The following is a 25,610-nucleotide window of genomic DNA, read 5'->3' on the forward strand; positions in this document are numbered from 1 at the left end:
CGCCCCAAACTCCCCCAGCTACCGCTGGGAGGTGCCCCCGGGCGAGGCTGGATTCGCCTACGGCGTGCGGATCAGCCGTCTGGTGGCGGCCGCCGCCACCGCCGAGGTGCGGGAGTCGACGCCGAGCTTGGCGTAGATGTGGACCAGGTGGGACTTGACCGTGGCCTGGCTCAGGAAGAGCTGTTTGGAGATCTGCTGGTTCGACAGCCCGTCCGCGACCAGCTGGAGGACCTCCAGCTCGCGCTTGGTCAGCGCTTCGGCGGGCGTCCGCATCCGGTCCATCAGGCGCAGGGCCACCGCCGGGGCCAGCGCCGACTGGCCCGCCGCCGCGGTGCGCACCGCCGCCGCGAGCTCCTCCGGCGGGGCGTCCTTGAGCAGGTAGCCCGAGGCGCCCGCCTCCACCGCCGCCAGGATGTCCGCGTCCGTGTCGTAAGTGGTCAGGACCAGCACCCGGGGGGCCGTGGGCCGGGCGGTGATCAGGGCCGTGGCCTCCGAGCCGTGCATACCGGGCCCGGGGCCGAACTGGAGGTCCATCAGGACCACGTCCACGCCCGCGGAAGCCGCCAGCTCCACCGCGCGCTCCGCCGTCGCGGCCTCCGCCACCACCGCGAAGTCCGGCTCGGTGTCCAGCACCGCGCGCAGCCCGGCGCGGACCACCGGGTGGTCGTCGGCGAGGAGCAGCCGGATGGTCATCAGGAGGCCTCCAGGGGCAGCGGCAGGGTGACGGCCACGGCGGTGCCCTGGCCGGGGGAGGACTCGACCGTGAACAGGCCGCCCAGGGTCTCGGTCCGCGACCGCATGGCGGGCAGGCCGAAGCCGCCGTCGCCGGAAGGGGCGGATCCGGGGTCGAAGCCCTTGCCGTCGTCGACGATGTCCAGGGCGACGGAGGTGTCCATGAAGCTCAGGGTGATCTCGGCGCGCCCGGCCCCCGCGTGCCGCACCACATTGGCCAGTGCCGACTGCGCGATCCGAAGCAGCGCCACCTCGTAGGGCGTGGGCAGCGGGCGGGCCGTGCCGCTGAGGGAGAAGCGCACCTGGGGTCCCGGAGCGCCCGTGCACAGCCGTTCCAGCGCGGCCGGGAGCGAGCCGTGCTCCAGGTCCGGGGGCGTCAGGGCCCGTACGAAGCGCCGCGCCTCGGCGAGGTTCTCCTGCGCGGCCTCGCGGGCCCGCGCGATGTGCGGCAGGGCCGCGTCGCCCTCTGGCAGGGTCCGCTCCGCCGCTCGCAGCAGCAGCTGGATGGAGGAGAGCCCCTGCGCCAGGGTGTCGTGGATCTCCCGGGCGAGGCGCTCGCGCTCCGCCAGGATCCCGGCGTCCCGCTCGGCGGCCGCCAGCTCGGCCCGGGTGGTGATGAGCTCCTCGATCAGCTCGCGGCGCCGCTCGCTCTCCCGGTAGAGGGCCTCGTAGCCCAGTACGGTCGCCACCGCCACGGCCCCGCCCAGCAGCGGCCCGAGGAACGCCCCGGGCGTCACCGCGCCGCTGTGCGCGAGGAACCCGCCGATCGCCGCGAACGCCGTCAGCACGACGGCGGTCACCCCCCAGCGCAGCCGCAGCAGGTGCAGCTCCAGGAAGTACAGCGGGAAGGCGATCCACAGCCCGTCGGGGGAGACCACCAGCAGCGCGGCCCAGGCCGCGCCCAGTCCGGCCAGCCACACGGCTCCGGCGCGCGGCGAGCGGTGCACCGAGGGGGCCCGTACGCCCGCCACGTACACGGCGGCCAGTACGGCGCAGAGCGCGACCACCCAGCCCGCGAGCGGCGCGGAGTCGGTGACGGCCCGCGCCGCGGCCAGCGCGAGCAGGCCGAAGAGCAGCGCGTGCAGGCACAGCCGCAGGACGCGGGAGACGGGGGTGAGGGTGCGGCCGGCCGCGGCGGCGGAGGGGTCCGCAGCCGTGCGGGCGGGTGCCGGGGAGGGGGGAGCAGCAGTCATGGCCCGACCAGCGTAAGTCCGCGTCCGGTGGCCCCGGTCAACCAAAGGATTGATGTCTCGGTGCGCCCTTCGATACGAGGATCCCTACTGTGGCGCGATGCCTTGTGTCCACGCCGAAGACCAAGGTGGGATGCATGTTCGTCGCATGGAGAGATCTACGGTTCGCCAAGGGCCGCTTCGCCCTGATGGGCTCGGTCGTACTGCTGATCACGTTGCTGGTCGGCCTGCTGTCCGGGCTCACCGCAGGCCTGGCCCGGGAGAACATCTCGGCCCTCACCGGCCTGCCGTCCACCACCCGCCTCGCCTTCGCGGCGCCCGCCGGGGACCAGAAGGTCTCCTTCACCAATTCCCAGGTGCCCGAGAAGGCCTGGCTGACCTGGCGCGAGCAGCCGGGGGTCACCTCCGCCCAGCCGCTGGGCATCCGCACCACCAACGCGGTCTCCGGTGAGCGCACGGCCGCCGTGTCCGCCTTCGGCGTGGACCCGGCCGGTCCCCTGCCGCCCCGCGGGAGCGGTCTCACCCAGGGGCAGGTGGTCCTCACGGAGAAGGCCGCGAAGGAGCTCGGCGGACTGACCGCAGGCGGCAAGCTCAAGATCGGCCCGGTCGAGCTGACCGTGGCCTCGGTCTCCGGCACCGCCGCCTACAGCCACACCCCGGTCGTCTGGATGGACCTCAACGACTGGCAGCGCGTCGGCAACCCCGGCACCTCCATCGACACCATGGCCACCGTCGTCGCCCTGGACGGGACGGGCGCCGTCGACTGGGCGGCCGGGAACAAGGCCACCGGCACGGATGCCCAGACCGTCGACGAGGCGCTGAGCGCGATCGGCTCCTACACCTCCGAGAACGGCTCGCTCCAGCTGATGCGCGGTTTCCTCTTCGCCATCTCCGCCCTGGTCATCGGGGCCTTCTTCACGGTGTGGACGATCCAGCGCAGCGGGGACATCGCCGTGCTGAAGGCACTGGGTGCCTCCACCCCGTACCTCCTCAAGGACGCGCTCGGGCAGGCCGTGGTGATGCTGGCGATCGGTACGGGGGCGGGAACCGCCCTCGCCGCCGGGTTCGGCGCCCTGATCAGCGGAGGCGCCGTGCCCTTCGTGCTCGACGCCGCCACCGTGCTGGTCCCGGCCGCCGTCATGATCGCGCTCGGCGCGCTGGGCGCCGCACTGTCCATCCGGCGGATCACCGCCGTAGACCCCCTGACCGCTCTCGGGAGCGCCCGATGACCCTGCTCGTCCACGACGTCACCCTCACCTACGCGGACGGCGACACCCGGCTCACCGCCCTCGACGCGGTCCGCCTGGAGGTGCCCGCGGGCACCCTGACGGCCGTGATAGGCCCCTCCGGGTCCGGCAAGTCCAGCCTGCTCGCGGTCGCCGCCACCCTGGTCACCCCCGATTCGGGGCGGATCGTCGTCGCGGGGCAGGACACCGCGGAGCTCACCGCGGCCGAGAAGTCGGTGCTGCGCCGGGAGAAGATCGGCATCGTCTTCCAGCAGCCGAACCTGCTGGCCTCGCTCACCGCCGTCGAGCAGCTCCAGGTCATGGCCCACCTCTCCGGACGACCCCCGCGCACCCTGCGGCAGCGGGCGCTTGAGCTGCTGGACTCGGTGGGGCTGGCGGACAAGGCCGACAAGCGGCCCCACCAGCTCTCCGGCGGGCAGCGCCAGCGCATAAACATCGCCCGCGCGCTGATGAACGAGCCCTCCGTCCTCCTGGTGGACGAGCCGACCAGCGCCCTGGACCACGAGCGCGGCGCCGCGGTCCTCGACCTGCTGATCACCCTCACCCGGGACCGCTCCACGGCGACCGTGCTCGTCACGCACGACCACGCGCACCTGGAGCGCATGGACCGCACGGCGACGATGACGGACGGCCGCCTGACGCAGTCCGTCCCGGCCGCGTAGGACCGCGTAAGGGCCCGTACGCATCGCACGAAGGCCCCGGCGGCCCCTTGGAGGGGCGGCCGGGGCCTTCGTGTGCGTCGGGTGCCTGCGCGGGGTCCTACGCGGTCCTACGGGTCCTGCGCGGTCCTACGGGCCCTAGGGCCTGTGTGATGTCGTGATCAACTGCTGGGTTCTGGCCTGTTTGAGGGGTGGAATCAGGTAGGACTGGGGTTGTGACGCGTAGGCAACTCACCCATGCCCAGTGGAAGTTCATCGAGCCGTATCTGCCGATCGGTAGGTACGGGCCGTATCCGGAGCGGTTGCGGGAGCAGTTCGAGGGTGTGATCTGGCGGTTCCGTTCCAGTGGGCAGTGGCGGGAGATGCCTGCCGAGTTCGGCCCCTGGGCCACTGTCTACGGGCGCTTTCGCGTGTGGCGGGACGCCGGGGTGTTCACGGCCCTGCTGGAAGGCCTGATCGCCGAGGGTGCCCGGGTGGGCAGGACGGACTTGTCGCTGGTCAGCGTGGACTCCACTACGGTCCGCGCCCACCACGACGCCGCAGGGCTCCGCGTCAGCAAGCACCTCATGTCGGCCCTGGAAGACGCCGTGCAGGAGCAGGAGACGGCCCGGCAAAAGGGGGCGGCACGGAGGAACAGAACGGACAGGACGGACGCCGGCGGATCCGGCGCAGACACAGGCTCCGACTGAAGGAAGCCCTGCTCGGCAGGTCCCGCGGCGGCCTCACCAGCAAGATTCATCTCGCCGCGGACCGCAGGTGCCGTCCGCTCGCGCTGGTCCTGACCGCCGGGCAGGCCGGGGACAGTCCGCAGTTCGTCCCCGTACTCGCGAAGGTCAGAGTCCGCCTGCCGGTCGGCCGCCCCCGCACGACACCTGGTGCGGTCGCCGCGGATAAGGCGTACTCGTCCCGTGGCAATCGCGCCTACCTGCGCAAACGCGGAATCAAGGCCGTCATCCCGGAGAAACGAGACCAGGCCGCCAACCGCAAGAAGAAGGGCTGCCGGGGCGGCCGGCCCATCGTCCACGACGCCGACCTCTACAAGGAACGGAACACCGTCGAACGCCTGATCAACAAGCTGAAAGCCTGGCGAGGGATCGCCACCCGCTACGACAAAACCCCAGACAGCTACCTCGCCGGCCTCCACCTCCGCGCCGCCATGATCTGGATCGACGACCTCCTCAAAGCCGCCAACTGATCACGACATCACACAGGCCCTAGGAGTCCTACGGGTCCTACGCCGGGTTCTGGCTCTGCAGGGCCACCGACAGCTCGGCGGCGATGCCCTGCAGGATCGGGACGATCGAGTCCGTCAGGGCCTCGGTCACCCGGCCGGCCGGGCCCGAGATGGAGATCGCGGCGGCGGTCGGCGAGTTCGGAACGGAGACCGCGAGGCAGCGGACTCCTATTTCCTGCTCGTTGTCGTCGACGGCGTAGCCCACCTGGCGGACCTGCTCCAGGGCCTCCAGGAAGCCCTCGGGCGTGGTGATGGTCTTCTCGGTCGCGGCCGGCATCCCGGTGCGCGCGAGCAGGGCCCGGACCTCGTCGGCGGGGGTGTAGGCGAGCAGCGCCTTGCCCACGCCGGTGGAGTGCGGCAGTACGCGGCGGCCGACCTCGGTGAACATCCGCATGGAGTGCTTGGACGGCACCTGGGCGACGTAGACGATCTCGTCCCCGTCGAGCAGGGCCATGTTCGCCGTCTCGCCGGTCTCCTCCACGAGGCGGGCCAGGTAGGGGCGGGCCCAGGTACCCAGCAGCCGCGACGCGGACTCGCCGAGGCGGATCAGCCGGGGGCCGAGGGAGTACCGTCGGTTGGGCTGCTGCCGGACGTAGCCGCACGCCACGAGGGTGCGCATGAGGCGATGGATGGTGGGCAGCGGCAGACCGCTGGCGGCGGAGAGCTCGCTGAGGCCGACTTCGCCTCCTGCGTCGGCCATGCGTTCGAGCAGATCGAAGGCGCGCTCAAGGGACTGGACGCCACCGCTGGCGGCGGTGGGCTTGCTGGAGGCGTCGGTGGTGCTGGCGCTGGACGTCGGCACGGCGCGGTCCTTTCGGTGCTGGCAGGCAAGCAAGCAGCCTACCGGTCGGTCGGCATCGGCCCTAGAGCCGGGTCAAAGCCCGTCGTCGCCGGTCAGAGGCGGTTTGTCCTGGTGGGGGACATCCTCGGGAAGTTACCCGTCCAGCACCCGGTGGTGATAGCTACATTCTGCATAGCGAAATCTTAATTCCATCCTGTGGAAACATCCAATTGCGATGCGGGCTGGTCAGTGGTCCGTCCGGGCGCTCTTGACTGGGTCCGGATCGGGGTGAAGACTCCGTCAACAGAACGTTGAATTTCGCTCTGTGGAAGTAGATGGGGAGGTTCCGGTGTCCGACCTGGCTGTGGAACTGGTACTGCGCTCGACGCGCGTCATCACCCCCGAGGGGACGCGCGCCGCTTCGGTGGCCGTCGCCGGCGGGAAGATCGCGGCCGTGCTGCCGTACGAGGCCGAGGTACCGGCCGGGGCCCGGCTGGAGGACTTCGGCGACGACGTGCTCCTGCCCGGCCTCGTCGACACCCACGTCCACGTGAACGACCCCGGTCGTACGGAGTGGGAAGGCTTCTGGACGGCCACCCGCGCCGCCGCCGCCGGTGGCATCACCACCATCCTCGACATGCCGCTCAACTCCCTGCCGCCGACCACGACCACCGCCAACCTGGTGGTCAAGCAGGACGTGGCACGGACCAAGGCGCACGTGGACGTCGGCTTCTGGGGCGGTGCGCTGCCGGACAACGTCAAGGACCTGCGCCCGCTGCACGAAGCCGGAGTCTTCGGCTTCAAGTGCTTCCTGTCGCCCTCCGGCGTCGACGAGTTCCCCCTCCTCGACCAGGAGCAGCTGGCCTCCTCGCTCGCCGAGATCACCGGCTTCGGCGGCCTGCTGATCGTGCACGCCGAGGACCCGCACCACCTGGAGTCCGCGCCGCAGAACCCGGGCCCCAAGTACGCCGACTTCCTGGCCTCCCGCCCCCAGGACGCCGAGAACACCGCGATCCAGAACCTGATCGACCAGGCGAAGCGCCTGAACGCGCGCGTCCACGTCCTGCACCTGTCCTCCGCCTCCGCGCTGCCGCTGATCGCCGCGGCCAAGGCCGAGGGCGTGCAGATCACCGTCGAGTCCTGCCCGCACTTCCTCACCCTCACGGCCGAGGAAGTCCCGGACGGCGCCACCGAGTTCAAGTGCTGCCCGCCCATCCGCGAGTCCGCCAACCAGGACGTCCTGTGGGACGCGCTCGCCGACGGCACGATCGACTGCATCGTCTCCGACCACTCGCCCTCCACCGCGGACCTGAAGACCGGCGACTTCGCCACCGCGTGGGGCGGCATCTCCTCCCTCCAGCTGGGCCTCCCGGCGATCTGGACCGAGGCGAAGAAGCGCGGCCGCAGCCTGGAGGACGTCGTCCGCTGGATGTCCACCGCCCCGGCCGCCCTCGCCGGCCTGGCGGGCAAGGGCGCGATCGAGGCCGGCCGCGACGCCGACTTCGCCGTCCTGGCCCCCGAAGAGACCTTCACCGTGGACCCGGCACACCTGCACCACCGCAACCAGGTCACGGCGTACGCGGGCAAGACCCTGCACGGCGTCGTGAAGTCCACCTGGCTGCGCGGTACGCAGATCGCCGACCACGGCACCCCGTCCGAGCCCACCGGCCGACTCCTTGAAAGGCAGAACTGACTGTGGCGATTGAATCCTTCACCGGTAACGCGAACCCGTACGGGGGCGGCGACCCGTACGCGGACTACCGCACCGCGGACTTCCCGTTCACCCAGTACGCGAACCTCGCCGCGCGTGCGCTCGGCGCCGGTGTCATCGCCGCCAACGACGAGTTCTTCGCCCAGCGCGAGAACCTGCTCATCGAAGAGGCCGCGCACTTCGACCCCGAGGACTTCGGCCACAAGGGCAAGGTCATGGACGGCTGGGAGACCCGCCGCCGCCGCGGCATCTCCGCCACCCAGCCCTGGCCGACCCCCGAGGACCACGACTGGGCGCTGATCCGCCTCGGCGCCCCCGGCGTCATCCGCGGCATCGTCGTCGACACCGCCCACTTCCGCGGCAACATGCCGCAGGCCGTATCGGTGCAGGGCGCCTCGGTCCAGGGCTCCCCGACCGAGGCGGAGCTGCTCTCCGACGACGTCAAGTGGACGACCCTCGTCGAGCGCACCCCGGTCGGCGGCCACGCGGCCAACGGCTTCGAGGTCAACGTCGAGCAGCGCTTCACGCACCTGCGCCTGAACCAGCACCCGGACGGCGGCGTCGCCCGCCTGCGCGTCTACGGCGAGGTCCGCACCGACCCGAAGTGGCTCGCCGCGCTGGGCACGTTCGACGTGGTCGCGCTGGAGAACGGCGGCTCGGTCCAGGACGCGTCCAACCGCTTCTACTCCCCGCCGACCAACACCATCAACCCGGGCCGCTCCCGCAAGATGGACGACGGCTGGGAGACCGCCCGTCGCCGCGACAACGGCAACGACTGGATCCGCTACGAGCTGGTCGCCGAGTCCGAGATCCGCGCCGTCGAGATCGACACCGCGTACCTCAAGGGCAACTCGGCCGGCTGGGCCTCGCTGTCCGTCAAGACCGGCGAGGAGGGCGAGTGGGCGGAGTTCCTGCCGCGCACCCGCCTGCAGCCCGACACCAACCACCGCTTCGTGCTCGACGCCCCGGCGGTCGGCACGCACGTCCGGATCGACATCTTCCCGGACGGCGGTTTCTCCCGCCTGCGCCTGTACGGCGCCCTGACGGAGGCCGGCGCCGCGGCGCACGCCGCCCGTCACCAGGAGCTGGGCGGCTGACGCCATCCCTCCCGCACCACGCTGACCGCCCCGGGGGCCGACACCCCCGGGCGCGTTCAACAGCCCGCAGGGGCGCACCGCTCGGCGGTGCGCCCCTGCGGCGTTCCCGGTGCGCATGCCCCCGTTAGGGTGCGTCCAGGAAGCCAAGACGCCCCGAGGAGACGGACTTTGACAGCCGAAGAGCCGCGCACCCCGCAGCAGCGCCGTGCGGACACGATCGCCCGATTCGAGAACGACATCGACGTCTGGGTGGCCACCGCGGACGCCCGGGGCGTCCCGTGCATGGTGCCCCTGTCGTTCCGGTGGAACGGCGAAACGTTCCTGGTGTCCACCGGGCGCACCCTGCCCACCGGGCGCAACCTCGCCGAGAACGGCGGCCGCGTCCGGCTGGCATTCGGTTCGACCCGCGACGTGGTCCTCGTGGAGGGCGCCGCGACCGTGCTGGAGGCGGCGGAGCTCGCGCCCGGTGAGATCGAGGCCTTCGCGGCCCATTCCGGGTTCGATCCGAGCAGCCTCAAGACGCCCTACCCGTACTTCCGGATCGAGCCGGTGTGGATCCAGGCCTGGCGCGAGGCGAATGAGATCGCCGGCCGCGACCTGATGAAGGACGGCCGCTGGCTGGTCTGACCGGCGGTTCCCATGGCGTCCGTGCGGGCCCGGCCCGCGCGCCCCGATCTTCCGCGCGCCGCTGCGATGAGTTCCGCGAAGCCCGGGAGTCTGAACGGGTACAGGCGCATGCGGACATGCGCACATGCGGACATGCGGACGGAACCAAGGAGCGCGGAGCCATGGGAAAGCTGACCCTCACCACCTTCCTGACCCTCGACGGCGTGATGCAGGCCCCCGGCGGGCCGGAGGAGGACGCCAGCGGCGGGTTCGTGTACGGCGGCTGGCTGGTGCCCTTCGACGACGAGGGCATGGGGCAGTTCATGACGGAGGTCTTCGACCGGGCCGGGGCCTTCCTCCTGGGCCGCCGCACCTACGAGATCTTCGCGGGCTACTGGCCGAGCCACACCGACCCGGCGGACCCGATCGCGAGCCGGCTCAACGGCCTGCCCAAGTACGTGGCCTCGACCACCCTCAAGGACCCCGAGTGGGCCGGGACCACGGTCATCGACGGTGAGCACCTGCAGTCCGAGATCGTCCGGGTCAAGGACGCCCTGGAGGGGGACGCGGAGCTCCAGGTGCACGGCAGCGGGGCGCTCGCCCAGTGGCTGCTGGCCCGGGACCTGGTCGACGAGCTGAACCTGCTGGTCTTCCCGGTGTTCCTGGGAGCGGGCCGTCGGCTGTTCCCGGCCGGGGCGCTGCCCACGGCGTACGAGCTGCTCGCCTCCCGCACCACCGGACGCGGCACCGCCATCCACACCTACCGCCCGACGGGCCGTGCCGCCTTCGGCACCTTCTGACCAGGGAGAGAAAGAGGGAGGTCAGCGGGGTGCGGAGCCGGGATAAGTACTCGACCGGGGCGATCATGTCCGATACCGTCGACACCCCCGTGCGAGCCGCCGAAGCCTCCACCTCCCTCCTGCCGTTGGAGACCCGGTGTCCACCGTTGCCGCAGCCGTCCCCGTGCCCGTCCCAGCCCCCCGCCGGGCCTGGCTCGCCGATCTTCCGGTCCTGCTCGTCGCCGTGGTCTGGGGCGGCAGCTACCTCGCCGCCAAGGGGATCACCGCCACCCACACCGTGATCGCGGTGCTCGTCCTGCGCTTCGCGCTGGTGCTGCCCGTCCTGGCGGTCGCGGGCCGGCGCCGGCTGCGCGCGCTCACCCCCGCCCAGGCGCGCGGCGCCGGGGTACTGGGACTCGTGCTCGGCGGGATCTTCCTGCTGGAGACCTACGGGGTGGTCCACACCTCCGCCACCAACGCCGGGCTGATCATCAGCCTCACCATGATCTTCACCCCGCTCGCGGAGGCCGCCGTCCGCAGGTCCCGGCCCTCCGCCGGGTTCCTGGGGGCCGCCGCGGTCTCCGTGGCAGGAGTCGTGCTGCTCACCCAGGGCGCCGGGATCACCGCCCCCGGCCTCGGAGACCTCCTCATCCTCGGCGCCGCCCTCGCCCGGACCCTGCACGTCCTGCTGATGGCCCGGATCAAGGCCGTGCAGGAGGCCGACTCACTCTCCCTGACCACCGTTCAGCTCGGCAGCGCGGTCGCCGTGTTCGCCGTACTGGCCGCGGTGCCCGGAACCGGGGCGAGCCCCTGGGCGGCGGCCGCCGGGTTCGGCGCCGCCGAATGGGCCGGGCTCGCCTTCCTGTCCGTCTTCTGCACCCTCTTCGCCTTCTTCGTGCAGATGTGGGCCGTCCGGCGGACCTCGCCCTCCCGCGTCAGCCTGCTCCTCGGCACCGAACCCCTCTGGGCGGCCGCCGCGGGCATCGTCATCGGCGGCGAGCACCTGGGACCGGCCGGCCTCGCGGGCGTGGTCCTGGTGCTCGGCGGCACCGCCTGGGGCCGTCGCACCGCGGCCTGACCGATTGGCCGGAACGGGACCCTCCGCGGACCCGTCGCGCCCCTAGGGTTGCCTCATGCCTCCGACGTCACAGACCGGGGAGTTCCTCCAGGGAGACCCGGCGCCGCTCCCGGCGCGAGCGCTCGCAGGCCTCCGCGACCCGGAAGGCCGCGAGCGCCTCGGGGCCGTCGCAGGGATTGGGGCCCTCGCCGCGCACCAGCCGGACGAAGGCCGCCAGCTCGGCCTCGTAGGCGGGGGCGAACCGTTCCAGGAACCCGGACCACGGTTTGGTCGCCGGGGGCGGGCCGTGCGGCTCGGCCGAGGCGATGGGCGTACGGTCGTCGAGCCCGGTGGAGATCTGGTCCAGCTCCCCGGCCAGTTCCATCCGCACGTCGTACCCGGCGCCGTTGCACCGGGTGCCGGTGCTCGTGACCAGCGTCCCGTCGTCCAGGGTGAGGACGGCCGCGGCGGTGTCGATGTCGCCCGTCTCCCGGAAGAGGGGCGGCCCCGCGTCCGAGCCGGTCGCGTACACCTCGGTCACCTCGCGTCCGGTCACCCAGCGGACCATGTCAAAGTCGTGCACGAGGCAGTCCCGGTACAGCCCGCCCGAGGTCGCCAGGTAGGCGGCGGTCGGTGGCGCCGGATCGGCCGTCGTGGTCCGTACGGTGTGCAGCCGGCCCAGCGCGCCCGAGCGGACCAGCTCGCGCGCCGTGCCGTAGCCCGCGTCGAAGCGGCGCATGAAGCCCAGCTGGAGCATCCCGCGGACCGCCGCCACCTCGCGCAGCACCGCCAGGGTGCGCTCCAGGTCCGGGGCGACCGGCTTCTCGCAGAACACCGGCAGCCCCGCGCGTACCGCCCGCAGGACCAGCTCCGCGTGCCCCTCGGTGGCGCAGGCCACCACCAGGGCGTCCACCCCCCAGGTGAAGACCTGCTCGACGGAGGGCGCGGCCGTGGCGCCGAGCCGGTCGGCCAGCCGGGCCGCCCGCGCGGGGTCGGCGTCGGCGAGCAGGAGCGAGCTCGCGTCCGCCTGGCGGGCAAGTGCCGCCGCGTGGAAGGAGCCGATCCGGCCCGTCCCTATGAGCCCGATGCGCATGCACTCAACGTGGCCCCGTCCGGGGGACCTGTCAATCTGCCCGGCTGCGTCCCGAAGGGTCCGCGATGCCCCCGATGACCTTGCATGGTGCACTGTGACGGATACTGGGCGGCTGCGGCTCGAAAGACATGACCGCTCCAGACGTGACCGCTTCATGGACGACCGCTTCGGCAAGCGCGGCGCGGCAGCGGCGGCAGGACGAGGGAAAGGCACGGCAGACGTGGCTAGGGTTCGGACAGGGGTGCGCGTCGTGGGCGTGGTGCTCGCGGCGGTACTGGGCGCCTCCCTCGTGGGCTGCAGCAGTACGGGCGGCAAGCGCGCTGAGGATCGGGCGAAGGCCGAGGCGGCGGGCAGGCCCGCCGTGTCCACCCCGCGCTGGACCTTCGCGATGGTGACCCACGCGGGCGATGGCGACACCTTCTGGGACATCGTGCAGAAGGGCGCCAAGGAGGCCGCGGCGAAGGACAACATCAACTTCGTCTACGCCCACGACGACCAGGCGCAGCAGCAGGCGCAGTTCGTCCAGAACGCCATCGACCAGAAGGTCGACGGGCTGATCGTCTCCCTGGCCAAGCCCGAGGCCCTCAAGGACGTCCTCGCCAAGGCCGTAAAGGCCGGCATTCCGGTGATCACGGTCAACTCCGGATCCGCCCAGTCGGCCGAGTACGGGGCCCTCACCCACATCGGCCAGGACGAGGAGATCGCCGGAGAGGCGGTCGGCACCGAGCTCACCAAGCGCGGGAAGAAGAAGGCCGTCTGCGTCCTGCACGAGCAGGGCAACGTGGGCCACGAGCAGCGCTGCGCCGGAGCCAAGAAGACCTTCGGCGGGACGATGGAGAACCTGTACGTGGAGGGCACCAACATGCCCTCCGTCCAGTCCTCCCTCCAGGCCAAGCTCCAGGCCGACCCGGACATCGACGCGATCGTCACCCTCGGCGCGCCCTTCGCCCCCACCGCCGTCAAGGCGAAGGAGGCGGCAGGCAGCAAGGCCGAGGTGGACACCTTCGACCTGAACGCCTCCGTGGCCCGCGACCTGAAGTCCGGCGCCCTCGGCTTCGCCGTCGACCAGCAGCCCTACCTCCAGGGCTACGAGGCCGTCGACCTGCTCTGGCTCAACCGCTACAACGCGGACGTGCTCGGCGGCGGCCGCCCGGTCCTGACCGGGCCGCAGATCGTCACCGCGGCCGAGGCCGCCAAGCTGGAGGAGTTCATCAAGCGGGGCAGCCGATGAGCGCGGCCACCACCTCCGCGGACGAGCGCCTCGCCCCGACCTCCCTGGTCCGCAAGCTGCTCGGCCGGCCCGAGCTCGGCGCCGTCGTCGGCGCGGCCGCCGTCTTCGTCTTCTTCTCCTTCGCCGCCGACAGCTTCCTGCGGGCCTCCAGCCTGAGCACGATCCTGTACTCGGCCTCCACCATCGGCATCATGGCCGTCCCGGTGGCCCTGCTCATGATCGGCGGCGAGTTCGACCTGTCCGCCGGCGTCATGGTCACCACCTCGGCGCTGTTCAGCTCGATGTTCAGCTACCAGATGACCGCGAACGTCTGGGTCGGCGTCCTCGTGTCGCTGCTGGTCACCCTGGCCATCGGATTCTTCAACGGGTTCATGCTCACCCGGACGAAACTTCCGAGCTTCATCATCACGCTCGGCACCTTCCTGATGCTGACCGGCTTGAACCTCGGCTTCACCAAGCTGATCAGCGGCTCGGTCTCCACCAAGACCATCGCCGACATGGAGGGCTTCGACTCGGCCCGCGCCCTCTTCGCCTCGCAGTGGAACTTCGGCTCGGTCACCCTGAAGGTCACCATCCTGTGGTGGCTGGTCCTGGTCGCCGTGGCCACCTGGATCCTGCTGCGCACCCGCGCCGGGAACTGGATCTTCGCCGTCGGCGGCGGGGCGGACGCCGCCCGCGCCACCGGCGTCCCGGTCGTGAAGACCCGCATCGGGCTGTACATGGGCGTCGCCCTCTGCGCCTGGATCTCCGGGCAGCACATCCTCTTCTCGTTCGACGTGGTCCAGTCGGGCGAAGGCGTCGGCAACGAGTTCCTGTACATCATCGCGGCCGTCATCGGCGGATGCCTGATGACCGGCGGCTACGGCTCGGCCATCGGCTCCGCCGTGGGTGCCTTCATCTTCGGCATGACCAGCAACGGCATCGTGTACGCGCAGTGGAACCCGGACTGGTTCAAGTTCTTCCTCGGCGCGATGCTGCTGCTGGCCACGCTGCTCAACGCATGGGTCCGCAAGCGGGCGGAGGCGAAATGACGACGACCGAACCGACGCCGACCGAACCGGCCCCGGCCGGTGCGCCCGCGCTGGTGAAGCTGACCGACGTCAGCAAGTACTACGGCAACATCCGAGCCCTCCAGGGCGTCTCCCTGGAGGTCTCGGCGGGCGAGATCACCTGTGTCCTCGGGGACAACGGCGCCGGCAAGTCCACCCTCATCAAGATCATCGCGGGGCTGCACCGGCACGACGCCGGCACCTTCGAGATCGAGGGGGAGGAGACCGTGCTCGCCAACCCGCGCGCGGCCCTCGACCACGGCATCGCCACCGTCTACCAGGACCTCGCCGTCGTCTCGCTGATGCCCGTCTGGCGGAACTTCTTCCTCGGCTCCGAGCCCACCAAGGGGCGCGGTCCCTTCCGCCGCCTCGACGTGGAGCACATGCGCGAGACCACCCGCGCCGAGCTGCTGCGCATGGGCATCGACCTGCGGGACGTGGACCAGCCCATCGGTACCCTGTCCGGCGGCGAACGCCAGTGCGTGGCCATCGCCCGCGCCGTCCACTTCGGCGCGAAGGTCCTCGTACTCGACGAGCCCACCGCGGCCCTCGGCGTCAAACAGTCCGGCGTGGTCCTCAAGTACGTCGCCGCCGCCCGCGACGCGGGCCTCGGCGTGGTCCTGATCACGCACAACCCGCACCACGCCTACCTGGTCGGGAACCGGTTCGTGCTGCTCAAGCGCGGCACCATGGCGGGCAGCCACACCCGCGACTCGATCAGCCTGGACGAGCTCACCCGGCAGATGGCGGGCGGGTCCGAGCTCGACGAACTGAGCCACGAACTGGAGCGAGTGGCAGAATCAGGACCTGACAGCGCATCCGGCCCCACCACGGGCACCACCGCACCCTGAGGGACGACACGAGTCGATGAGCACGTACCGGGACTTCACGCTCGCCCACCGGGGGGCGGCGCGGGGCACCGTCCTGCGGACCATCGGGACCCGTGAGCGCAGGTCGCACCTGACCGCACCGCGCGTTCCGACCGTCGGCATCGACATCGGCGGCACCAAGGTGATGGCCGGCGTGGTCGATGCCGACGGGATCATCCTGGAGAAGATCCGGGCCGAGACCCCCGACAAGTCCAAGAGCGCCAAGGTCGTCGAGGACACCATCGTCGAGCTGGTCCTGGACCTCTCCGACCGGCACGACGTGCACGCGGTGGGCATCGGCGCGGCCGGCTGGGTCGACGCCGACCGCTCCCGCGTGCTCTTCGCCCCGCACCTGGCCTGGCGCGACGAGCCGCTGCGCGACGCCCTCCAGTCCCGGCTCGCGGTCCCGGTCATGGTGGACAACGATGCCAACACCGCCGCCTGGGCCGAATGGCGCTTCGGCGCGGGCCGCGGCGAGGACCACCTGGTCATGATCACGCTGGGCACCGGCATCGGCGGGGCCATCCTCGAAGGCGGCCAGGTCAAGCGCGGCCGCTACGGCGTGGCCGGCGAATTCGGGCACATGCAGGTCGTCCCCGGCGGCCACCGCTGCCCCTGCGGCAACCGCGGCTGCTGGGAGCAGTACAGCTCCGGCAACGCCCTGGTCCGCGAGGCCCGCGAGCTGGCCGCGGCCGACTCCCCGGTCGCGTACAACATCATCGCCAGGGTCGGCGGCAACGTCCACGAGATCACCGGGCCGCTCATCACCGAGCTGGCCCGCGAGGGCGATGCCATGTGCATCGAACTCCTCCAGGACATCGGCCAGTGGCTCGGCGTGGGCATCGCCAACCTCGCCGCCGCCCTCGACCCCTCCTGCTTCGTCATCGGCGGCGGCGTCAGCGCCGCCGACGACCTGCTGATCGGCCCCGCCCGCGACGCCTTCCGCCGCCACCTCACCGGTCGCGGCTACCGTCCCGAGGCCCGCATCGCCAAGGCCCAGCTCGGACCCGAGGCGGGCATGGTCGGCGCGGCAGACCTCGCCCGGCTGGTCGCCCGGCGCTTCCGCCGCGCCACGCGCCGACGCGTGGAGCGCTACGAGCGCTACGCGCAGTTCGGCCGACGCGACACCGCCGCCCCCGAGGAGCAGGAAAAGCCGTGACCCCGCCGACCCTGCCCCATCAGGCCCAGTCCCCGGACGAGGGCCCGGCGCAGCTGCCCGCCGAGGACCGCAAGCATGTGGTGCGCCGCCGCTGGATCACCGCGATCATCATCCTGCTGCTGGTCGGGGTCCCGGCCGGCTACCTCGCCGTGTCCGCGCAGCAGAGCCGCGAGAGCGGCCGCGACAAGGCGGCCAAGGTCGGCGCGGTCAAGGTGCGCACGGCCTGGCCCTCCCAGGTCCAGCGCAGCATCTACGAGGTCCCGATCCCGCCGAAGGCCTGGCGGGTCGGATACCTGGAGACCAACAACTGGCACACCAGCCGCCTGTACGTCCAGTTCGCGGTCACCGCGGACGAGCTCGACGCCTTCCTGGCCGACTGCGGCACCAGCCGCGCGGCGCTGACCCCCGGGCCCTCGATCTCCCCGGAGGACGCCGAGATCGCGGGCTGGGTGTGGAGCCCGGCGAAGACCTGGTCCGGGGTCACCCTCGACGCGGCGGAGCCCCGGCCGACCCGGGACATCACCGTGGACCTCACCGAGCCGAACATCCCCAGGGTGTACGTGGTCTCCACGGCGGTGCCCTAGGTCCGCGAAGCGGGGCCGGCAGCGGTACAGTGCCGCTCGGGGGCGGAGCCGTAGCGCAGAGGTCGTCGCGCGCGGTCTCCAAAATCGCGAGGACGCCGGTTCGAATCCGGCCGGTTCCGCCTTCCTTCCCGTCGTCTCCCGGCGGACACGCCGCTAGCCTTGGATCATGAAGCTCACCAAGCGGCTGCACTCCTGCGTCCAGCTGGAGAAGGACGGGCGCACGCTCGTCATCGACCCGGGCGCCTTCAGCGAACCGGACGCGGGCCTCGGGGCCGACGCCCTGCTCGTCACCCACGAGCACCCCGACCACTTCGAGGAGGGCCGGCTGCGGGCCGCCCTCGACGCGAATCCGGCGGCGCAGCTGTGGACCCTGCGCAGCGTCGCCGAGAAGCTGGCCCCGGCCTACCCGGGACGCGTGCACACCGTGGGCCACGGGGACACCTTCACCGTCGCCGGGTTCGACGTGCAGGTGCACGGCGAACTGCACGCCGTGATCCACCCGGACATCCCGCGCATCACCAATGTCGGCTACCTGGTGGACGGCTCCCTCTTCCACCCGGGGGACGCGCTGACCGTGCCCGGGACCGACATCGAGACGCTCATGCTCCCGGTGCACGCGCCCTGGAACAAGATCGCCGAGGTGATCGACTACGTCCGCGAGGTCAAGCCGCGCCAGACCCTCGCCATCCACGACGCGGGCCTGACCGATCTGGTGCTGCCGATCTACGCCACCCAGATCGGGAACCTCGGCGGCGCCTCGTACGGCCGACTCACCGCCGGGGACGCCACCGAACTGTGACTGTCGGTGCCGGGCGGTAAGTTGTCGGGTATGCGTATCGCCACGTTCAACGTCAACTCGATCACCGCCCGGCTGCCGCGCCTGCTGGCCTGGCTGGAGAGCTCCGGCACCGACGTCCTGTGCATCCAGGAGACCAAGTGCTCCGAGGAGCAGTTCCCGTACGAGGAGCTGCGCGAGCTGGGCTACGAGTCGGCCGTCAACGCCACCGGCAGGTGGAACGGAGTGGCCCTGCTCTCCAAGGTGGGCCTGGAGGACGTGGTCGTCGGCCTGCCCGGAGGGCCCGAGTACGAGGGCGCCCAGGAGCCCCGTGCCATCTCCGCGACCTGCGGCGGGGTGCGGGTCTGGTCGGTGTACGTGCCCAACGGGCGCGAGGTCGAGCACGACCACTACGGCTACAAGCTGGACTGGTTCCGGGCGCTGACCGCCGCCGTCACGGAAGACGCGGCGGGGGAGCGCCCGTTCGCGGTGCTCGGCGACTTCAACGTGGCCCCGACCGACGAGGACGTCTACGACCCGTCGGTCTTCGAGGGCGCCACCCACGTCACCCCGGCCGAGCGGGCCGCGCTGGAGCAGCTGCGGGCCCTGGGGCTCTCCGACGTCTTCCCGCGACCGCTCAAGTACGACCGGCCGTACACCTTCTGGGACTACCGGATGCTCGCCTTCCCGAAGAACAAGGGCATGCGCATCGACCTGGTCTACGGGAACGCGGCGTTCACCAAGGCCGTCACCGACTCCTACGTGGACCGGGAGGAGCGCAAGGGCAAGGGCGCCTCCGACCACGCGCCGGTCGTCGTGGATCTGGAGGTTTAGCCGCTCCGTCCCGGATCAGGCGCGTCCTGTCGCCCACCGGGAGTCCGGGTGTCAGGCTGGGGTCATGAATATCCCTTTCCTGGACAACTGGCTGAACCGGCATGAAACGGAACGGGGCGCGGGACTTGCGGCCGCCCTCGCGGATGACCCCGAGGGCATCAACGAGTTGTTCGCGGAATGCGAGATGCTGCGCGCCCACGCGCGGTCGGCCTGGCTCGAACTCGACGAGAGCCCGCGTTCGTTGGAGGAGCTCGACCAGCTGATGCCGCGCTGGCGCCGGGATCCGGAGATCACCCCGTGGCTCGGCAACGACGCGGGCTTCTACCTCGGGACCGTGATCATCCGGTCCGTCCCGGGCGCCGCCTGGCAGGTGTGGCCCAACGGCCAGCCGATGATCCGGCTGGCCTCGGGCCGCGAGCTGAACGTGGTCGAGTCGGGGGTCTCCTGGGCGATGACCGGTTCCCCCGAGCTCAGCCAGGCGTACGCCGAGGCCTCGGAAGGCTGAGCTCGCGTCCCTTTATGCGGCTTTTAGGCGTGTCGAGGCGAAGTGCCCTTCCGCGGCTGGATAGTTTGCGCTGACCTCGACACACCGACAAGTGGGCAGGGCAGCGTATGGCCGTCGATCCGTTGATCGAGCTGCGGGACGTCAACAAGTACTACGGGAAGTTGCACGTCCTCCAGGACATCAACCTCACCGTCGGCCGCGGGGAGGTGGTGGTGGTCATCGGCCCCTCCGGCTCCGGGAAGTCGACGCTGTGCCGGACCATCAACCGGCTGGAGACCATCGAGGCCGGCTCGATCGCTCTCGACGGCAAGCCGCTGCCCGCCGAGGGCAAGGAGCTCGCCGCACTGCGCGCGGACGTCGGCATGGTCTTCCAGTCCTTCAACCTCTTCGCGCACAAGACCGTCCTCGCCAACGTCTCCCTCGCCCAGATCAAGGTCAGGAAGCGCAAGCGGGAAGAGGCCGACAAGCGCTCCCGGGAGCTGCTGGACCGGGTGGGCCTCGCGGACCAGGCCGACAAGTTCCCCGCCCAGCTCTCCGGCGGCCAGCAGCAGCGCGTGGCCATCGCCCGCGCACTCGCCATGAACCCCAAGGCCCTGCTCTTCGACGAGCCCACCTCCGCGCTCGACCCGGAGATGATCAACGAGGTGCTGGAGGTCATGCAGCAGCTCGCCGCCGAGGGCATGACCATGGTCGTGGTCACGCACGAGATGGGCTTCGCCCGCTCCGCCGCCAACCGCGTCGTGTTCATGGCCGACGGAAGGATCATCGAGGACCGGACCCCGGAGGCCTTCTTCACCGCCCCCGAGAGCGACCGGGCCAAGGACTTCCTCTCCAAGATCCTCAAGCACTGAGGGCGGCCCGGTGAACCACACGGACGAGCCCCGCGCCTCCGCCCCCGCGCGTACCCGTACCCGTACCCGTACCCGAATCCGCGCCCTGGTGCTGACCCTCGCGCTCCTGGCAGCCGTCGCCGGCTGCGGCAAGTCCGGCAGCCCCCCGGTCAAGGGACCGCAGCCCGAGGACCTGCCCGTCTACCGGGTCGCGGCCGGATTCCAGCTGCCCGACTCACCGACCTGGGAAAAGGCCAGGCGGCGCGGCCACCTCGTGGTCGGAGCCAAGGAGGACCAGCCCTACATGGGGGAGAAGGACCCTTCGAGCGGCCGCTACTCAGGTTTCGACATCGAGATCGCCAAGATGATGTCCGCCTCGCTCGGCTTCGATCCCAAGACCGTCGAGTTCAAGACCATTGCCTCCGCCAACCGCGAGACGGCCCTGCAGAACGGCCAGATCGACTACTACGTCGGCACCTACACGATCAACGACAACCGCAAGAAGCAGGTCGGCTTCGCCGGCCCCTACTTCCTCGCCGGCCAGTCGCTGCTCGTGCGCAAGGGGGAGAAGGAGATCAAGGGCCCCGAGGACCTGGCGGGCAAGAAGGTCTGCTCCGCCGCCGGCTCCACCCCCTACCAGCGGCTCCAACGGGAGTTCCCGCGCGCCGTCCTCGTCGCCTACGACACCTACTCGGTCTGCGTGGACAACCTGCTGACCTACCAGGTCGACGCCGTCTCCACCGACGACTCCATCCTCCTGGGCTACGCGGCCAAGGTCCCCGACGAGCTCAAGGTGGTCGGCAAGCCGTTCTCCGAGGAGCCCTACGGCATCGGCGTCCCGCGCTCCGACAACGCCCTGCGCTTCGCCCTCGACGAGGCCCTCGCCGAGAACGAGAAGAACGGGAACTGGAAGAAGGCCTACGAGGCCACCCTCGGCCTGTCCGGCGAGCCCGCTCCGAAGCCGCCCGCCATCGACCGCTACCCGGCGAGCTGAGGGGAGAGCACACCGCCATGAACGTACTCACCGACAACTTCGCGCTCTACGGGAAGGGTTTCCTCGGCACCGTCGAGCTCACGGTCTACGCCTCGCTCGTCGCCCTGGTCCTCGGCTTCCTGATGGCCTCCTTCCGCGTCGCCCCCGTCGGCTCCTTCCGGGTCTTCGGCACCGTCTGGGTGACCATCCTGCGCAACACCCCGCTCACCCTGCTCTTCTTCGCCGTACTGCTGGGCCTGCCGCGCTTCGGCCTGGTCCTGCCCTTCCAGCTCTTCGCCGTCCTGGCGCTGGGCTGCTACACCTCCGCCTTCATCTGCGAGGTCCTGCGCTCCGGCATCAACACCGTGCCCAAGGGCCAGGGCGAGGCGGCCCGGAGCCTGGGCATGTCCTTCGGGCAGACCCTGGGCACCGTCGTGCTGCCGCAGGCCTTCCGCTCCGTCATCCCGCCCATCGGCTCCACGCTGATCGCGCTCGCCAAGAACTCGGCGATCGCCGGCGCCTTCAGCGTCACCGAGCTGCTGGGCACGTACAAGACCCTCAACGAGCTGGGCTACAGCATCATCTGGACCTTCGTCTGGATCGCCGTGGGGTACCTGATCATCACCCTGTCGATCAGCGCGCTCTTCAACGCGCTGGAGAAGCGCTACGGAGTCGCCCGATGACCGCGCACGCGCTCCACGGGGACCTGGAGTCCACCGCCCTCTACGACCTGCCCGGCCCGCGCGCCCGGCGCCGCCACTTCTTCTACGGGATCGCCTCGACGGTGATCATCCTGGTACTGCTCGGCTGGCTGCTCTACCTGCTCTTCGACACCGAGCAGTTCACGGCCGCCAAGTGGACCCCCTTCGAGTACAAGGGCATCCAGGAACTGCTGCTCAAGGGGCTCTGGAACACCCTCAAGGCCTTCGCCTACGCCTCGGTGTTCTCGCTCGTCCTCGGCGCGGTGCTCGCCACCGGCCGGCTCTCGGTCCACCGGCCGGTGCGCTGGCTCTCCACGCTGTGCGTGGAGTTCTTCCGGGCCATGCCGGTGCTGGTGATGATCTTCTTCATCTTCGTTGCGCTCAAGGTCCAGCCGCTTCCCGCGCTGGTCGCCGGACTGACCCTGTACAACGGCTCGGTGCTGGCCGAGGTCTTCCGCACCGGGATCAACTCGGTGGAGAAGGGCCAGCGCGAGGCCGCGTACGCCCTGGGCATGCGCAAGACCCAGGTGATGACCTACGTGCTGGCCCCGCAGGGGGTACGGGCGATGCTGCCCACGATCATCAGCCAGCTGGTGGTGGCCCTCAAGGACACCTCGCTCGGCTACCTGATCACCTACGAGGAGTTCCTGCACGCGGGCAAGCTGATCGCCTCCAACCTCGACTACGACCTGCCGTTCATCCCCGTGGTGATGATCATCTCGCCGATCTACATCGGCATGTGCATGCTGCTGTCCTGGTTCGCCACCTGGGTGGCCCGGCGCGAGCGGCGCAGCCCGAAGACGCGGGCGGTGGAGGTCGCCCCGGCCGAGCCGGGCGCGGTGCTGCCGGGAGCGCCGCTCCTGTAGGTCCCAAGAGCCGCACCCCGGCCCGGCAGCAGTCGTGGATCACTGCTCGCGCAGCGGCACCGAGACGTAGGAGGGATCGGTGCGCGGCGAGGAGAAGGTCAGCTGCGCGCCGGTCGGGTTGTGCTCGATGTACAGCGGGTCGACGGTGTCGACGACTACCGCGAGCCGGTGCCCGGCCGGCACGTCGTAGGCGGTGGAGAAGAGTTCCAGGTCCACGCCGAAGGGCCAGGCCGGCTTGCCGTGGAAGGTGTACGGAGCGTTGCTGATCAGCTTGCCGATGCCGAGCGGGCCGACGTCGTAGAGGTACGTGACGAAGGTGCCGTCCGGCTTCGTGGGCGTGACGGTGGTGTGCAGCTCGACCGTGCCGCGCACGCGGCGCTCCTCGTCGTAGCGCGGCGACTGCCATACGGCGGCGAACGCGCGGGGGAGCAGCGGGATGGAGGCGGTCGGGGGAGCCTGGAGGAGCTGGTCCAGGAGGCTGGAGAGGAAGACGGTTCCGCCGTCGGCGCCGGAGTCGACATTGGCGAAGAGGTGCTCGCTGTCGTTGAGCATCAGCTTCTCCGTGCCGCCGGAGCCGACCGACTTCCAGTCGGCGTAGCCCTCGTAGGCGTTGTCGCTACGGGACTTGATCTGGACCGGGGCCTCGGTGTCCACTCCGTTGCGCTCGTCCTTGAGGTAACGGTCGAACCAGCGGCGGGCGTTGGTCCAGGTGTCGTTGGGCAGGCCGAGCAGGCCGGTGCCCTCGGCGGTGGCGTGGTCGCCCGGCCGGAACTCCAGGCGCTTGGGGCCGGTCAGCTTCTCGAAGAACTTCGCGTACTGGTTGGGCGTGAAGACGGTGTCGCCCCAGGCGTTGCCGAGCATGACCGCGGTGCCGTTGGCGTTGATCCGGTCCACCTGCTCGGTGGCCGAGCGCTTCTTGCCCCACTCGATCATCTGCGGCTCCCTGTCGAGGTTCGAGCCGAGGAAGTCGCCGAGGATCTGCTGGAGTTCGGGGCCGGGGCGGCCGGTGAGGAAGCCGGCGCCGCCGAGTACGGCGGCGGCCTGGAGGTGCTGGGTGCGGTTCCCGTAGATGGACTCGATGAGGTCGGCCCAGCCGCTGAGCGCGACCACGGCCTTGACGCGCGGATCGTGCGCGGAGGCGAGCAGGCTGATCCCGGCGCCGTAGGAGACTCCGCCCAGGCCGATGTGCGCGACGTCGGCGGGGGTGGTGGCCAGTGCCCAGTCGATGACGGAGGAGACGTCGGCGATGTCCGCCGGGCCCGCGGTCTCGATCTGCCCGCCGGAGAGCCAGAAGCCGCGGGGGGTGTAACTGACCACCACGTAGCCGGAGTCGGCGAGCTTCTTGGCCTGGGCGATGTATTCGATCTGCGGCAGGGCCCAGCTGGCGGGCAGCACGATCAGGGGGTATTTCCGGCCGGTTGGGGCGCCGGCCGGGGTGAAGACGTTGCCCTTGAGGGTGATGCCGCCGGAGCCGGGGATGTCGCAGAAGCGAAGGTCCGAGGAGGCGGTGGAGGCGGCGTCGGAGGCGGCGGTGGTCGTGAGGGCGGGAGCCGCCTGGGCCTGATGGGGGGCCAGGCCCAGGGCGGCTGCGGCCAGGACGGCTGCCAGGGCAGCCGTGGTGCTGGTGGTGCGGACCCTGCGGGCCATCGATCGCTCCTCGCGTGCGCCGGGTGTCAAAGTGACCCGACGGTAACGGGAGGGGCTTACCGAAAGTAACCCATGGGTAAGTTACGTGCTGGTAACAATAGAACGACGGTCGGTTCCGCCGGGCGGCCCGGTAGTGGGGCCGCCCGGTCCGGGCGGTCAGCCGTTCTGCGGGGCTCCGGCCAGGGCGCTCTTGGTCTTCCACTGGTCCCACGACAGGTTCCACTCGCCGTAGCCGTTGCCGAGGTCCGCGTTGCCCTTCGAGCCGTCGCCGACGACCTCGAACGCGTCGCCGGGCTGGACCCTGGCGTAGAAGGCCGCGGCGTTCTCGTCGCTCATGCCCACGCAGCCGGAACTGGTGTTGGCCCGGCCGAAGTTGGCGTTGTTCCACGGCGCGGCGTGCACGTACATGCCCGACCAGGTCAACCGCATCGAGAAGTCGACCAGCTTGTTGTAGGCATCGCCCAGGCCCACCGTCTGGGAGTCCATCCGGATGGTGCCCTCCTTGGCCATCAGCACCATCTTGCCGTCCCAGGAGGCCTTCTTGCCGCCGGGGGTGCCGGCCGAGATCGGGATGGTCTCGACGTTCTGGCCGTCCTCGGAGACCGACATCTTCTTCGTGTCGAGGTCCACCTTCATCCGGCGGTCCTTGCCGATCTTGAACTCGGTGCTGTAGTCCTTGACGAACAACCCGCCGCCGGTGCCGGAGTCCACCCCGTTCAGGTTCATCTGGACCTTCACGTCGGTCCCGGACTTCCAGTACTCCTTGGGCCGCCAGTCCACCCGGTCCTTGCCCGAGTAGTCCTTGATCCAGCCCCAGGAACCCTCGGTGTTGTTCGAGGTGGTGACCTTGAGCTGCTTCTCCACCTCGGCCTTGTTCTTCACCGGGTTGTCGAAGACGATCGAGACCGGCATGGCCACGCCCACGGTGCTGCCCTTGGGCACGTTGATCGAGACCTTGTTCACCTTGTCGGCGGCCGTGGTCTTGAAGGTGGTGGTGGCGCTCTGGCTGTCAGTGTTCTGCGCCTCGACCTTGTACTCGGCGCCGGCCGACGCGTTGCGCTCCGACTTCCAGGACTTGCCGTCGGCGGCGATCTGGCCCGCCAGTTCACCGCCGGCCGCGTCCGTCACCTTCACCGTCGAGAGCTGCCCCTCGGCGACCGTCACGGTCACCGGCTCGCCGGCCTTGACCGCGTCGCCGGTGAGGTTCACCGATACCGCCATATCGGCCTTCTTCTTCATCTCCGATTTGGCTCCGCCGTCCGCGGTTCCGGAACCGCCGCCGCAGGCGGTCAGCGCGGCAGCCAGCAATACGGCGCCGGCCGCCATGGCGTGGCGGCCGCGCAACGAGAAGGCTCGACGGCTCGGCTGTGCGGTACGGCGTATGTGGCTCAACGAAAACCC

The 25,610-nt window shown here is 70.7% G+C and carries 25 protein-coding genes, 1 tRNA gene and 1 pseudogene; 21 read left to right on the forward strand and 6 right to left on the reverse strand.

Features of this window, described 5'->3' with window-relative positions; all coding sequences use genetic code 11:
* Positions 1-57: 57 nt before the first annotated feature.
* Positions 58-693, reverse strand: a complete 636-nt coding sequence (locus tag AC3IYJ_RS31925; RefSeq protein WP_489397978.1) for a response regulator — start codon at positions 691-693, stop codon at positions 58-60.
* Positions 693-1,925: a sensor histidine kinase gene (locus AC3IYJ_RS31930; protein ID WP_489397979.1), complete on the reverse strand. Its 1,233-nt coding sequence runs from the start codon at positions 1,923-1,925 to the stop codon at positions 693-695. Before AC3IYJ_RS31930 ends, AC3IYJ_RS31925 begins: the two co-directional genes overlap by 1 nt.
* A gap of 134 nt (positions 1,926-2,059) precedes the next feature.
* Here AC3IYJ_RS31930 and AC3IYJ_RS31935 point away from each other — a divergent pair, with 134 nt between their 5' ends.
* The 3 genes and pseudogenes from AC3IYJ_RS31935 to AC3IYJ_RS31945 all read left to right on the forward strand — a co-directional run bounded on the left by AC3IYJ_RS31935 (position 2,060) and on the right by AC3IYJ_RS31945 (position 5,023).
* The gene (locus AC3IYJ_RS31935) at positions 2,060-3,151 is read left to right on the forward strand and encodes an ABC transporter permease (protein ID WP_489397980.1); all 1,092 of its coding nucleotides are present in this window, start codon (positions 2,060-2,062) and stop codon (positions 3,149-3,151) included.
* A complete protein-coding gene (locus AC3IYJ_RS31940; protein ID WP_489397981.1) occupies positions 3,148-3,831 on the forward strand; it encodes an ABC transporter ATP-binding protein in 684 nt (227 codons plus the stop codon). The genes AC3IYJ_RS31935 and AC3IYJ_RS31940 overlap by 4 nt, the downstream gene beginning before the upstream one ends.
* A gap of 212 nt (positions 3,832-4,043) precedes the next feature.
* Positions 4,044-5,023, forward strand: a pseudogene (locus AC3IYJ_RS31945) (IS5 family transposase).
* Positions 5,024-5,060: 37 nt separating this feature from the next.
* Here AC3IYJ_RS31945 and AC3IYJ_RS31950 read toward each other — a convergent pair.
* Positions 5,061-5,864, reverse strand: a complete 804-nt coding sequence (locus AC3IYJ_RS31950) for an IclR family transcriptional regulator (RefSeq protein WP_489397982.1) — start codon at positions 5,862-5,864, stop codon at positions 5,061-5,063.
* 337 nt (positions 5,865-6,201) lie between these two features.
* Between AC3IYJ_RS31950 and allB the strand changes: the two genes are divergently transcribed.
* The 5 genes from allB (at position 6,202) to AC3IYJ_RS31975 (ending at position 11,114) form a co-directional block, all read left to right on the forward strand.
* A complete protein-coding gene (gene allB / locus AC3IYJ_RS31955; RefSeq protein ID WP_489402991.1) occupies positions 6,202-7,536 on the forward strand; it encodes an allantoinase AllB in 1,335 nt (444 codons plus the stop codon).
* A 2-nt stretch (positions 7,537-7,538) separates the two neighbouring features.
* The gene (alc, locus tag AC3IYJ_RS31960; RefSeq protein WP_489397983.1) at positions 7,539-8,651 is read left to right on the forward strand and encodes an allantoicase; all 1,113 of its coding nucleotides are present in this window, start codon (positions 7,539-7,541) and stop codon (positions 8,649-8,651) included.
* Between the two features lie 168 nt (positions 8,652-8,819).
* A complete protein-coding gene (locus tag AC3IYJ_RS31965; protein WP_489397984.1) occupies positions 8,820-9,278 on the forward strand; it encodes a pyridoxamine 5'-phosphate oxidase family protein in 459 nt (152 codons plus the stop codon).
* 161 nt (positions 9,279-9,439) lie between these two features.
* Positions 9,440-10,057, forward strand: coding sequence for a dihydrofolate reductase family protein (locus AC3IYJ_RS31970; RefSeq protein WP_489397985.1), 618 nt, complete (start codon positions 9,440-9,442; stop codon positions 10,055-10,057).
* 136 nt (positions 10,058-10,193) lie between these two features.
* Positions 10,194-11,114 carry a DMT family transporter gene (locus AC3IYJ_RS31975; protein WP_489397986.1) on the forward strand — a complete coding sequence of 307 codons (921 nt, stop codon included), beginning with the start codon at positions 10,194-10,196 and terminating at the stop codon, positions 11,112-11,114.
* Between the two features lie 67 nt (positions 11,115-11,181).
* On the opposite strand, the gene AC3IYJ_RS31980 is transcribed toward AC3IYJ_RS31975, so the two are convergent.
* Positions 11,182-12,186 (reverse strand): Gfo/Idh/MocA family protein, encoded by a 1,005-nt coding sequence (locus AC3IYJ_RS31980; protein ID WP_489397987.1) that lies wholly within the window; start codon positions 12,184-12,186, stop codon positions 11,182-11,184.
* Between the two features lie 220 nt (positions 12,187-12,406).
* On the opposite strand from AC3IYJ_RS31980, the gene AC3IYJ_RS31985 reads away from it, so the two are divergent.
* The 13 genes from AC3IYJ_RS31985 (at position 12,407) to AC3IYJ_RS32045 (ending at position 22,562) form a co-directional block, all read left to right on the forward strand.
* Positions 12,407-13,417, forward strand: a complete 1,011-nt coding sequence (locus AC3IYJ_RS31985) for a sugar ABC transporter substrate-binding protein (protein ID WP_489397988.1) — start codon at positions 12,407-12,409, stop codon at positions 13,415-13,417.
* Positions 13,414-14,448 carry an ABC transporter permease gene (locus AC3IYJ_RS31990; protein ID WP_489397989.1) on the forward strand — a complete coding sequence of 345 codons (1,035 nt, stop codon included), beginning with the start codon at positions 13,414-13,416 and terminating at the stop codon, positions 14,446-14,448. The genes AC3IYJ_RS31985 and AC3IYJ_RS31990 overlap by 4 nt, the downstream gene beginning before the upstream one ends.
* Positions 14,445-15,317, forward strand: a complete 873-nt coding sequence (locus AC3IYJ_RS31995; RefSeq protein ID WP_489397990.1) for an ATP-binding cassette domain-containing protein — start codon at positions 14,445-14,447, stop codon at positions 15,315-15,317. The genes AC3IYJ_RS31990 and AC3IYJ_RS31995 overlap by 4 nt, the downstream gene beginning before the upstream one ends.
* A 16-nt stretch (positions 15,318-15,333) precedes the next feature.
* On the forward strand, positions 15,334-16,494 hold the full coding sequence (locus AC3IYJ_RS32000) for an ROK family glucokinase (protein WP_489397991.1): 1,161 nt from the start codon (positions 15,334-15,336) through the stop codon (positions 16,492-16,494).
* Positions 16,491-17,078, forward strand: a complete 588-nt coding sequence (locus AC3IYJ_RS32005) for a hypothetical protein (RefSeq protein WP_489397992.1) — start codon at positions 16,491-16,493, stop codon at positions 17,076-17,078. The genes AC3IYJ_RS32000 and AC3IYJ_RS32005 overlap by 4 nt, the downstream gene beginning before the upstream one ends.
* A 44-nt stretch (positions 17,079-17,122) precedes the next feature.
* Positions 17,123-17,197 (forward strand) — tRNA-Trp (locus AC3IYJ_RS32010).
* Positions 17,198-17,244: 47 nt separating this feature from the next.
* On the forward strand, positions 17,245-17,877 hold the full coding sequence (locus AC3IYJ_RS32015; RefSeq protein WP_489397993.1) for an MBL fold metallo-hydrolase: 633 nt from the start codon (positions 17,245-17,247) through the stop codon (positions 17,875-17,877).
* Between the two features lie 30 nt (positions 17,878-17,907).
* Positions 17,908-18,687 carry an exodeoxyribonuclease III gene (locus AC3IYJ_RS32020; RefSeq protein ID WP_330299371.1) on the forward strand — a complete coding sequence of 260 codons (780 nt, stop codon included), beginning with the start codon at positions 17,908-17,910 and terminating at the stop codon, positions 18,685-18,687.
* Positions 18,688-18,751: 64 nt separating this feature from the next.
* Positions 18,752-19,192 carry a DUF6278 family protein gene (locus AC3IYJ_RS32025; RefSeq protein WP_489397994.1) on the forward strand — a complete coding sequence of 147 codons (441 nt, stop codon included), beginning with the start codon at positions 18,752-18,754 and terminating at the stop codon, positions 19,190-19,192.
* A gap of 107 nt (positions 19,193-19,299) precedes the next feature.
* On the forward strand, positions 19,300-20,043 hold the full coding sequence (locus AC3IYJ_RS32030; protein ID WP_489397995.1) for an amino acid ABC transporter ATP-binding protein: 744 nt from the start codon (positions 19,300-19,302) through the stop codon (positions 20,041-20,043).
* Positions 20,044-20,053: 10 nt separating this feature from the next.
* Positions 20,054-21,016: a glutamate ABC transporter substrate-binding protein gene (locus tag AC3IYJ_RS32035; RefSeq protein WP_489397996.1), complete on the forward strand. Its 963-nt coding sequence runs from the start codon at positions 20,054-20,056 to the stop codon at positions 21,014-21,016.
* 17 nt (positions 21,017-21,033) lie between these two features.
* A complete protein-coding gene (locus AC3IYJ_RS32040; protein ID WP_489397997.1) occupies positions 21,034-21,678 on the forward strand; it encodes an amino acid ABC transporter permease in 645 nt (214 codons plus the stop codon).
* On the forward strand, positions 21,675-22,562 hold the full coding sequence (locus AC3IYJ_RS32045) for an amino acid ABC transporter permease (RefSeq protein WP_489397998.1): 888 nt from the start codon (positions 21,675-21,677) through the stop codon (positions 22,560-22,562). The genes AC3IYJ_RS32040 and AC3IYJ_RS32045 overlap by 4 nt, the downstream gene beginning before the upstream one ends.
* A 39-nt stretch (positions 22,563-22,601) precedes the next feature.
* Here AC3IYJ_RS32045 and AC3IYJ_RS32050 read toward each other — a convergent pair whose 3' ends face one another.
* Both AC3IYJ_RS32050 and AC3IYJ_RS32055 read right to left on the reverse strand, forming a co-directional pair.
* Positions 22,602-24,209 carry a CocE/NonD family hydrolase gene (locus tag AC3IYJ_RS32050; RefSeq protein WP_489397999.1) on the reverse strand — a complete coding sequence of 536 codons (1,608 nt, stop codon included), beginning with the start codon at positions 24,207-24,209 and terminating at the stop codon, positions 22,602-22,604.
* A 156-nt stretch (positions 24,210-24,365) separates the two neighbouring features.
* Positions 24,366-25,535: a L,D-transpeptidase gene (locus AC3IYJ_RS32055; protein WP_489402992.1), complete on the reverse strand. Its 1,170-nt coding sequence runs from the start codon at positions 25,533-25,535 to the stop codon at positions 24,366-24,368.
* Between the last annotated feature and the right edge of the window lie 75 nt (positions 25,536-25,610).

The sequence above is a fragment of the Streptomyces sp. GL_140 genome (assembly GCF_057834465.1).

Bases quoted from the DNA above. Each gene is read 5' to 3' on its own strand.
- AC3IYJ_RS31925 (WP_489397978.1), bottom strand. From the start codon at position 693: ATGACCATCCGGCTGCTCCTCGCCGACGACCACCCGGTGGTCCGCGCC.
- AC3IYJ_RS31930 (WP_489397979.1), bottom strand. From the start codon at position 1,925: ATGACTGCTGCTCCCCCCTCCCCGGCACCCGCCCGCACGGCTGCGGAC.
- AC3IYJ_RS31935 (WP_489397980.1), top strand. From the start codon at position 2,060: ATGTTCGTCGCATGGAGAGATCTACGGTTCGCCAAGGGCCGCTTCGCC.
- AC3IYJ_RS31940 (WP_489397981.1), top strand. From the start codon at position 3,148: ATGACCCTGCTCGTCCACGACGTCACCCTCACCTACGCGGACGGCGAC.
- AC3IYJ_RS31970 (WP_489397985.1), top strand. From the start codon at position 9,440: ATGGGAAAGCTGACCCTCACCACCTTCCTGACCCTCGACGGCGTGATG.
- AC3IYJ_RS31980 (WP_489397987.1), bottom strand. From the start codon at position 12,186: ATGCGCATCGGGCTCATAGGGACGGGCCGGATCGGCTCCTTCCACGCG.
- AC3IYJ_RS31990 (WP_489397989.1), top strand. From the start codon at position 13,414: ATGAGCGCGGCCACCACCTCCGCGGACGAGCGCCTCGCCCCGACCTCC.
- AC3IYJ_RS31995 (WP_489397990.1), top strand. From the start codon at position 14,445: ATGACGACGACCGAACCGACGCCGACCGAACCGGCCCCGGCCGGTGCG.
- AC3IYJ_RS32000 (WP_489397991.1), top strand. From the start codon at position 15,334: ATGAGCACGTACCGGGACTTCACGCTCGCCCACCGGGGGGCGGCGCGG.
- AC3IYJ_RS32015 (WP_489397993.1), top strand. From the start codon at position 17,245: ATGAAGCTCACCAAGCGGCTGCACTCCTGCGTCCAGCTGGAGAAGGAC.
- AC3IYJ_RS32020 (WP_330299371.1), top strand. From the start codon at position 17,908: ATGCGTATCGCCACGTTCAACGTCAACTCGATCACCGCCCGGCTGCCG.
- AC3IYJ_RS32025 (WP_489397994.1), top strand. From the start codon at position 18,752: ATGAATATCCCTTTCCTGGACAACTGGCTGAACCGGCATGAAACGGAA.
- AC3IYJ_RS32030 (WP_489397995.1), top strand. From the start codon at position 19,300: ATGGCCGTCGATCCGTTGATCGAGCTGCGGGACGTCAACAAGTACTAC.
- AC3IYJ_RS32040 (WP_489397997.1), top strand. From the start codon at position 21,034: ATGAACGTACTCACCGACAACTTCGCGCTCTACGGGAAGGGTTTCCTC.
- AC3IYJ_RS32045 (WP_489397998.1), top strand. From the start codon at position 21,675: ATGACCGCGCACGCGCTCCACGGGGACCTGGAGTCCACCGCCCTCTAC.
- AC3IYJ_RS32050 (WP_489397999.1), bottom strand. From the start codon at position 24,209: ATGGCCCGCAGGGTCCGCACCACCAGCACCACGGCTGCCCTGGCAGCC.
- AC3IYJ_RS32055 (WP_489402992.1), bottom strand. From the start codon at position 25,535: ATGGCGGCCGGCGCCGTATTGCTGGCTGCCGCGCTGACCGCCTGCGGC.